The following is a 1,782-nucleotide window of genomic DNA, read 5'->3' as shown; positions in this document are numbered from 1 at the left end:
GCTTCGTCCGGGAGGCTTTTGGCGTTCTCACAACGACTGACCTGGCTCTGGCTCCAGTGCGCGGCTTTCGCGAGCTCTCCCTGGCTGAGACCAGCACGCCTCCGAAGCCGCGCGAGTTCCCCTGCGAACCGTTCCATGCTTGCACCTCCCGTGCCGGGCTATGCGCATCGCATGCGCCGGATACGCATTCGGTCGACTGTGGTGCTGGTGCGGCCGATTCTAGCTCTTGGAATGAATGGCAGGTGCGGGCAGCAGGCACAGGGGGACCACGACCGGATGGACGAAGCTGATGAGGTCACGAGTCCTGGTGCACGGTCGGTCGACGTCACCCGGCTGGCTGGTACGACGGCTGGTCCGCGACCAGCGTCATATCGCGATGGAGTGTGGCCTGCAGGAAACGCGAAGCACGCGCGGTCACGTCCGCCGCGTGACGTGACGAGTTGAACGGCGACTCCGAGGTCGTGAATCCGATCCATTCCTGGAACTGAGGACTTCGACGTCATGAGCATTGGCCGTGCAGTAGTGAAAGGTGTTCGCATGGCGATCGGTGGTGAGGCCCGGCTTCGGGCTGGGCATGACCAGGTGTATCCGCACGGTGCGCTGGGGTGGGGGTGCGGCGGGTGATGAAGCCCGGGAGTCGTGAGGAGCGGGCACGGGCTGCGGCTCCGGTACCCGGATGGGACCGCCGCACCGGACGGTGTCAGTGGCCGGTGACGGTGATCGACCAAGCGGCCGAGCACAGCGCCGACGCCGTGACCACAATCCGGATCTCCGCCGATGTGGCACCCGTGCCGCCGGAGGCGCTGCCCGGCACCCCGTTCGACCCGGCCAACGTCGCCGTAGCACGGAAACCGTTCACCTCGCCCCCACCACCGGCCTGGGGCGGGTCACAGCCGACCGATGAGGGGGACGCGACATGATGGTCCCCCAGGTGGTGGCGGCCCCGGCGCAGGGAGCGGGGGCGTTGTTCACGGTGGAGATGCCCGGCACCGGGCCGATGCTGATGGTGGACCTGGGCAGCCTGTGCGTCCAGGTCCGGTTCCACCAGGACGGCCAGGACAGGGAACACCTCGACCGGTTCCTGGCCGAACTCACCAGGGAAACGTCCCGGGCGCTGGAGTGGCTGCGTTCCCAGCCTCGGCACACCCGCGGGCTGCTCGACGTGGAGTCCGCCCGGACCGCGCTGGCCGGTTACCTGCCCGCGACCCCACCCGAGGAACCCCCGGGCGGGGCGCACCACTGGCGGGCACCTGAGCCCACCGACGAGGGGGAGGGCTACCGGTGAGCGACGACCAGCCCGAGGTGCCCGCCTGGGAACGGGAACTGCGGGCCCTGTTCCTCACCTTCGTGGAGCACCTGCCGCCCAAGGACGCTCCCGCTGAGGAGCAAATCGTCTACCGGGAGCGGTGGGCGGAGTGCTTCGACGAGGTCGCGGACACCCTCGACGAGATCCAACGCACGGCGGCCATGCTGGCGCGGTCCGCGCGGGACAGCCTCGACATGCTGCGCAGGCTGGCGGGTCAGTATCCGCCCCCGCCGGCAGCCGAGGTCCCCGCCCCCCGGGCGGAGGGGCAGACCGGGACGGCCGGACGGTTAGCAGCTTGGTGGTCTCGAACGTGGCGGCGGTTTCCGACCAGGCCGGTCGTGCCTCGGCGGGTGCGGTTGGAGTTCCGGCGGTGCCGGACCTGCCGGAACGGCGGCTGGTGGCCCGACGGGCAGGAGTGGTGCTGGGACTGCACGGCGGCCGGTGAGTGGCGGCAGCTGCGCACGGCCGCGCGACAC

3 protein-coding genes are annotated in these 1,782 nt (G+C 70.2%); 2 read left to right on the top strand and 1 reads right to left on the bottom strand.

The window, feature by feature from the left end; translation table 11 throughout:
• A partial coding sequence (locus tag ACTIDRAF_RS33190) for a helix-turn-helix domain-containing protein (protein WP_157163259.1) occupies nt 1-137 on the bottom strand: 137 nt, incomplete at its 3' end.
• Nucleotides 138-916: 779 nt separating this feature from the next.
• Here ACTIDRAF_RS33190 and ACTIDRAF_RS0224515 point away from each other — a divergent pair.
• Together ACTIDRAF_RS0224515 and ACTIDRAF_RS31080 are read left to right on the top strand one after the other, a co-directional pair.
• Nucleotides 917-1,285, top strand: coding sequence for a hypothetical protein (locus tag ACTIDRAF_RS0224515; protein WP_016701313.1), 369 nt, complete (start codon nt 917-919; stop codon nt 1,283-1,285).
• On the top strand, nt 1,282-1,782 hold a 501-nt coding region (locus tag ACTIDRAF_RS31080), incomplete at its 3' end, for a hypothetical protein (protein WP_039789426.1). The genes ACTIDRAF_RS0224515 and ACTIDRAF_RS31080, both read left to right, overlap by 4 nt.

It is taken from the genome of Actinoalloteichus spitiensis RMV-1378 (genome assembly GCF_000239155.1).
Lineage (GTDB): Bacteria > Actinomycetota > Actinomycetes > Mycobacteriales > Pseudonocardiaceae > Actinoalloteichus_B > Actinoalloteichus_B spitiensis.
This window is presented reverse-complemented; position numbering and strand designations above follow the sequence as displayed.

Coding starts and splice junctions, on each gene's coding strand:
- ACTIDRAF_RS0224515 (WP_016701313.1), top strand. CDS start 917: ATGATGGTCCCCCAGGTGGTGGCGGCCCCGGCGCAGGGAGCGGGGGCG.